Source organism: Polynucleobacter sp., assembly GCF_018500155.2.
Lineage (GTDB): Bacteria > Pseudomonadota > Gammaproteobacteria > Burkholderiales > Burkholderiaceae > Polynucleobacter.
In genome coordinates this window covers 1-6320 of the sequence record NZ_JAHBAK020000001.1, presented here as the reverse complement: position 1 = coordinate 6320, position 6320 = coordinate 1, and the positions used below count along the sequence as shown (strand labels likewise).

Below are 6320 nucleotides of genomic sequence, written 5' to 3'. Positions count from 1 at the left end.
AGATGTGTATAAGAGACAGGGTCCAGTGATTGCATTGCGCAATAAGTACAAAGATCAATTTGAGAAGACTCACGGTGTGAAGTTGGGTTTCATGTCTTTCTTTGTGAAGGCAGCAACACACGCTTTGAAAAAATTCCCACTTTTGAATGCTTCTGTTGATGGTAACGATATCGTTTACCACGGCTACTTTGATATTGGTATCGCCGTTAGCTCACCACGTGGTTTGGTAGTGCCAATTTTGCGTGATGTTGATCAAATGAACTTGGCCGATATCGAGAAGAAGATTGCTGAATTTGGCGTTAAGGCTCGTGAAGGTAAGTTATCTATTGAAGAGTTGACTGGCGGTACATTCTCCATCTCTAACGGTGGTGTGTTTGGCTCTATGCTCTCTACACCAATTATTAATCCTCCACAGTCTGCCATCCTTGGTATTCATGCTACAAAAGATCGTGCAGTGGTTGAGAATGGCCAAGTCGTCGTGCGCCCAATTAACTATTTAGCATTGTCTTATGACCACCGCATTATTGATGGTCGCGAGGCTGTACTTGGTTTGGTTGCCATGAAGGATGCTTTGGAAGATCCTTCACGTCTTCTCCTTGATTTGTAAGAAGGGAAAATCATGAGCCAAGCTTTTGATGTACTCGTAATTGGTGGTGGTCCTGGTGGCTACATTGCTGCTATTCGTGCGGCGCAACTCGGTTTTAAAGTTGCTTGCGCTGAATCCAATAGTTATGACGATCCTAAAGGTGAACCACGCTTAGGAGGTACCTGTCTTAACGTGGGATGCATTCCGTCTAAGGCCTTGTTGGCATCTTCTGAAGAATTCGAGAAGATTGGTCGCCACGCTGCAGATCATGGAATCAAAGTTGGCTCAGTCAGCATTGATTCGAAGAAGATGGTGCAACGCAAAGACGATATTGTCACCAAAATGACTGGCGGTATTCAGTATTTGTTCCGCAAAAACAAAATCACCTTACTCAAGGGACATGCTTCTTTTGAAGGTAAGGGTGCAGATGGCTATCAAGTCAAGATTGATGGCAAGGACAAAGCAACCGTTTCTGCTAAGAACGTGATTATTGCGACAGGTTCTAAGGCCCGCCATTTGCCAGGTATTCCAGTAGATAACGTATTGATCTGCGATAACGAAGGCGCTCTCAAGTTTGATTCTGTGCCTAAGAAATTGGGTGTTATCGGTGCTGGTGTGATCGGTTTGGAACTAGGTTCTGTTTGGCGTCGTTTGGGTTCTGAAGTAACTGTGCTCGAAGCATTGCCATCTTTCTTGGCTGCTTGCGATGTCAGCATTGCAAAAGAAGCGCAAAAGTTATTCACTAAACAGGGTCTTAACATCAATATGGGTGTGAAGATCGGTGATGTGAAGGCGGATAAAAAGGGTGTAGTGGTGAACTACACTGATAGCGCTGGCAAAGCGGCAAAACTGGAGTGCGATCGTTTGATCGTTTCTGTTGGTCGCGTGCCAAACACTGAAAAATTGGGTCTCGATAAGATTGGTCTCAAAGTGGATGAGCGCGGCTTTATTCCTATTGATGACCATACATGCGCAACTGCAGCCCCAGGCGTTTATGCGATTGGTGACGTAGTACGTGGACCGATGTTGGCACACAAGGCTGAAGACGAAGGCGTTCTCGCAGCAGAGGTGATTGCTGGTCAAAAGCCTCATATCGATTACAACTGCATTCCTTGGGTTATCTATACCGATCCAGAGATTGCATGGGTTGGTAAGACAGAGCAGGCTCTCAAAGAAGCTGGCATTGCCTACAAGGCTGGTCAATTCCCATTCGCTGCTAATGGTCGCGCATTGGGTATGGGTCGTGCCGATGGTTTTATTAAGGTGTTATCTGATGCGAAAACCGATGAGATTCTCGGAGTTCACATTATTGGCGCCAATGCTTCTGATTTGATTGCTGAAGCCGCTGTAGCAATGGAATTTAAAGCAGCAGCTGAGGATATTGCACGTATCTGTCATCCGCATCCAAGTTTGTCAGAAGTGATGCGCGAAGCAGCATTAGCGACAGATCAACGCGCACTCAATATGTAATTGAAAACCATTGAGTATTACCATCAAGAGTTAAAAGCGCGCGGGTATCAAAGCGATCCCGCGCAGCTTCGTGCTGTTGAACGGTTGCAAAAGTGTGAAGACGAATGGATAGCCTATAAAGGCATCCGTAGTAACAATCTCAAAAAGAAAATATTTAAACCAACGCTTCCACGTGGTCTTTATTTGTGGGGTGGCGTAGGTCGTGGCAAGTCTTTCTTAATGGACTGCTTTTATGCAGCATCACCATTAGAGAAAAAAATTCGCATTCACTTTCATGAATTCATGCGTGAAGTTCACCGTGAACTTCATGAACTTTCTGGGCTTGCAGACCCGCTAGATGAACTCTCCAAGCGCATTGCCAATCGCTATCGATTAATTTGTTTTGATGAATTTCACATTAACGATATTGCTGATGCCATGATTTTGTATCGTTTGCTCAATGCGCTTTTTGCCGATCGGGTGCAGTTTGTCATGACATCCAATTACCGTCCTGATCAGTTATATCCCAATGGATTGCATCGTGACCGACTCTTGCCAGCGATTAAATTGCTAGAAGAAAAATTAGATGTGCTCAACGTGGATGCTGGAAATGATTATCGAAGAGTGCAGATGGCTCAAGTTGAGGCATATCTCACGCCTCTTAATGACCAAACTCAAGCAACGTTAGGGCAAATGTTTCAGACGCTGATTGGTAATCAGCCGGAAACACCCAATCCAGTTTTGCATATCGAATCCCGTGAATTAAAACCATTACATATGGCCGATGGGGTGGTTTGGTTTGACTTCCAAACCTTATGTTGTGGCCCGCGCTCACAAAATGATTATCTGGAGATTGCTAATCAGTTTCATACGGTGATGCTTTCAGGCGTTCCCTACATGCCTCCCAAAATGACCAATGAAGCACGTCGTTTTATATGGCTGATTGACGTTCTGTACGACCACAAAATCAAGCTGATTATGTCGGCTGAGGTGCCAGCTCCTGATTTGTATACCGAAGGTCAAATTACGGCAGAATTCTCCAGAACCGTCTCTAGATTGATTGAAATGCAGTCCCGTGATTATTTGGATGCTCCTCGCCGGGTAATTGATACCAGCTTGACCTAAAATAGGGTCATGAGCAGTCTTTCCTCTCCCAATGCCGATCTACATTGCCACTCTGTGGTCTCTGATGGCACTCTCACGCCCGAAGCTTTGGCTGAACGTGCCAAGGCGAATGGGGTACATTTGTGGGCTCTTACCGATCATGATGAGTTAGGTGGTCAAAAGCGCGCCAAAGACGCGGCTAATGCATTGAAAATGGATTATTTATCGGGTGTCGAAATTTCCGTAACTTGGATGAATCAAACCATTCATATTGTTGGCTTGGGCATTGATGCAGATCACCAAGGAATCATTGAGGGCTTACGTCGCACCCGTGAAGGTCGAGGAAATCGCGCTCAACTGATGGCCGACCAATTGTTAAAGGCTGGCATTCCTGGTGCGTATGAAGGCGCATTACATTTCGCTGGCAATCATCAGTTAATCTCTCGTACGCATTTTGCGCGTTATTTGGTTGAGCAGGGCGTGTGCAAGGATACGGAACATGTCTTCAAAAATTATTTAGTAGAAGGCAAGCCAGGATTTGTGCCGCATCAGTGGGCTAGCTTGGAAGATGCTGTTGCCTGGATTAAGGCTGCGGGCGGAGTGGCAGTGATTGCCCATCCTGGTCGTTACCCATTTAACTCCATGCAAATGGAAGAGTTATATAAGCAATTTAAAGATATTGGCGGCCTTGGGATTGAAGTGATTACTGGAAGCCACAGCCCTGATCAATACCAAACCTATGGAAAAGTAGCGCAGCAATATGGATTCTTGGCCTCAAGGGGCTCAGACTTTCATGATCCGAATGAAAGTCATATTGATCTCGGTGTATTGCCACACTTGCCAGACCATTTAACACCGGTTTGGTCTGTATTTCATTAATCTCATTCATTACTAACAAAGAAAAAGAAAACGATGTTTGCTGAACGTGTCCTCTCTGGTATGCGACCTACTGGAAATTTGCATCTTGGCCATTACCACGGAGTATTAAAAAATTGGGTGCGTTTGCAATCTGAGTATCCTTGTTTTTTCTTTGTAGCGGATTGGCATGCCTTAACCACGCACTATGAAACACCGGATGTGATTGAGCAGTCGGTCTGGGATATGGTGCTTGATTGGCTTGCTGCAGGCGTCGATCCCAATCAAGCAACCTTATTTATTCAGAGTAAGGTGCCTGAGCATGCAGAACTCTTTTTGCTGCTTTCTATGGGCACACCATTGGGTTGGCTTGAGCGCGTCCCAACCTATAAAGACCAAATCGAGAAGCTCAAAGAGAAGGATCTTCAGACCTACGGATTTTTAGGTTATCCGCTACTGCAAGCGGCCGATATCTTGATTTATCGAGCACAGTTTGTGCCGGTTGGCGAAGATCAGGTTCCCCATGTTGAAATGACTCGTGAGGTTGCAAGGCGCTTTAATTATCTATACGGTCGCGAGCCGGGTTTTGAAGAGAAGGCGCTTGAGGCCGTAAAAAAATTGGGAAGCAAGCGCGCCAAAATGTACTTGGAATTGCGTGTGGCATTTCAAGAGCGTGGTGACGAGGATGCTTTGGAGCAAGCTAAGGCTCTCTTACAAGAAGCGCAGAGTCTTTCCATGGCTGATCGTGAAAGATTATTTGGTTTCTTGGAGGGTGCTCGCAAAATTATTCTGCCAGAGCCTCAAGCCTTATTGACAGCAGCGTCGCGGATGCCAGGTATAGATGGTCAAAAAATGTCAAAGTCTTACGGTAATACGATTAGCGTAAGAGAGCAGCCTGAAGATGTCATTAAAAAGATTCGGACCATGCCCACTGATCCTGCGCGGGTTCGCAGAACGGATGTAGGCGATCCAGCTCGTTGCCCAGTCTGGCAATTACACACTGTCTATTCTTCTGAAGATACGAAGCAACGGGTTGATAAGGGCTGCAAATCTGCAGGCATCGGCTGTTTGGAGTGTAAGCAACCTGTGATTGATGCCATATTGGCCGAACAGCAACCCATGTTTGAGCGTGCCCAAAAATATCTCGATGACCCAAGCCTTCTACGCTCCATCATTGCGGACGGTTGCGACAAGGCGCGAAAAGTTGCGCAAGAGACGATGCGCGAGGTCAGGGAAGCAATGGGCCTTGCATACGATTAAGGAAACCCTTGGCAGCAACGCATGACCCACTTTTGAGCGCTTCTCCCTGGGTGAAGCGTTTTGCCCCTCAGATTCCTCGGGGGAGTTTGGTGTTGGATCTTGCCTGTGGCGCTGGAAGACATGCAATTTATTTAGCGCAACAAGGATTTTCAGTATTGGCTGTAGATCAAGATGTCTCTGCCTTAGAAAAGAGCAAAACTGCTCGCGTTGAAACTAGAGCCTTGGATTTGGAGGGTAATATCTGGCCAATACCAGAGGCTGGATTTGGCGCTATCGTGGTGACCAATTATCTCCACAGACCTTATTTGGACCGCTTGCCAGAGATGTTGGGTAAAGGAGGGCTTTTGATCTACGAAACCTTTGCTCAAGGAAATGCCCAATTTGGTAAGCCCTCTAATCCCAATTTCTTGCTAAATTCAGGGGAATTGCTGGCTTTAGCGTCCCGCCACGCCTTGAAGGTATTAGCATATGAGGATATTTATACCGATGAACCTAAGCCAGCCATGGTTCAGCGCCTCTGTGCCCTAAAAGAGGCGTAAAAAAGGCGTATTCCGTTACAATTTCCAGGTTAAGACAGCTTAAAAATTGGTAAAAATTCGGTGACAAATACTACCCATTCCAAAGGAAGCAAAAAGATCATCGCTGGAAGCATGCCAGCAATTGTTACTCCGATGTTTGAGGACGGCAGTCTAGATTTTGCCAGATTGAAGTCTTTACTGGATTGGCATGTCGCAGAAGGAACCGATGGCATTGTGATTGTGGGAACAAGCGGTGAATCACCAACGGTTTCCGTTCAAGAGCATTGCGAACTCATTCGTGTAACGGTTGATCACATTGCTGGACGTATTCCAGTCATCGCTGGTACTGGCGGTAATTCCACTGCAGAGGCTATTGAGCTTACTGAATTTGCCAAGAAGGTTGGTGCAGATGCCAGCCTTCAGGTGGTCCCTTACTACAACAAGCCAACCCAAGAGGGTATGTTTGCGCATTTTAAGAAAATTGCTGAATCAGTTGATTTGCCCGTCATTTTGTACAACGTCCCGGGCCGGACAGTCGCTGATTTAGC

General features: G+C 46.1%; 7 protein-coding genes. All 7 read left to right on the top strand.

Annotated features, from left to right (window positions below; translation table 11 throughout):
• Window positions 1–607 (top strand): 2-oxo acid dehydrogenase subunit E2 (locus tag KIH43_RS00035; protein ID WP_297716550.1); only part of this gene is annotated, 607 nt, incomplete at its 5' end.
• Window positions 608–619: 12 nt separating this feature from the next.
• Window positions 620–2056: a dihydrolipoyl dehydrogenase gene (gene lpdA, locus KIH43_RS00030; protein WP_297716548.1), complete on the top strand. Its 1437-nt coding sequence runs from the start codon at window positions 620–622 to the stop codon at window positions 2054–2056.
• Window positions 2057–3160 carry a cell division protein ZapE gene (gene zapE / locus KIH43_RS00025; protein ID WP_296968998.1) on the top strand — a complete coding sequence of 368 codons (1104 nt, stop codon included), beginning with the start codon at window positions 2057–2059 and terminating at the stop codon, window positions 3158–3160.
• 9 nt (window positions 3161–3169) lie between these two features.
• Window positions 3170–4018 carry a 3',5'-nucleoside bisphosphate phosphatase gene (locus KIH43_RS00020; RefSeq protein ID WP_297716546.1) on the top strand — a complete coding sequence of 283 codons (849 nt, stop codon included), beginning with the start codon at window positions 3170–3172 and terminating at the stop codon, window positions 4016–4018.
• 33 nt (window positions 4019–4051) lie between these two features.
• On the top strand, window positions 4052–5254 hold the full coding sequence (locus KIH43_RS00015) for a tryptophan--tRNA ligase (RefSeq protein ID WP_297716544.1): 1203 nt from the start codon (window positions 4052–4054) through the stop codon (window positions 5252–5254).
• An 8-nt stretch (window positions 5255–5262) separates the two neighbouring features.
• Window positions 5263–5793, top strand: coding sequence for a methyltransferase domain-containing protein (locus KIH43_RS00010; RefSeq protein WP_297716542.1), 531 nt, complete (start codon window positions 5263–5265; stop codon window positions 5791–5793).
• A 111-nt stretch (window positions 5794–5904) separates the two neighbouring features.
• The coding region (locus KIH43_RS00005) for a dihydrodipicolinate synthase family protein (protein WP_297716552.1) at window positions 5905–6320 on the top strand (416 nt) is incomplete at its 3' end.

Coding starts and splice junctions, on each gene's coding strand:
- lpdA (WP_297716548.1), top strand. CDS start 620: ATGAGCCAAGCTTTTGATGTACTCGTAATTGGTGGTGGTCCTGGTGGC.
- KIH43_RS00020 (WP_297716546.1), top strand. CDS start 3,170: ATGAGCAGTCTTTCCTCTCCCAATGCCGATCTACATTGCCACTCTGTG.
- KIH43_RS00015 (WP_297716544.1), top strand. CDS start 4,052: ATGTTTGCTGAACGTGTCCTCTCTGGTATGCGACCTACTGGAAATTTG.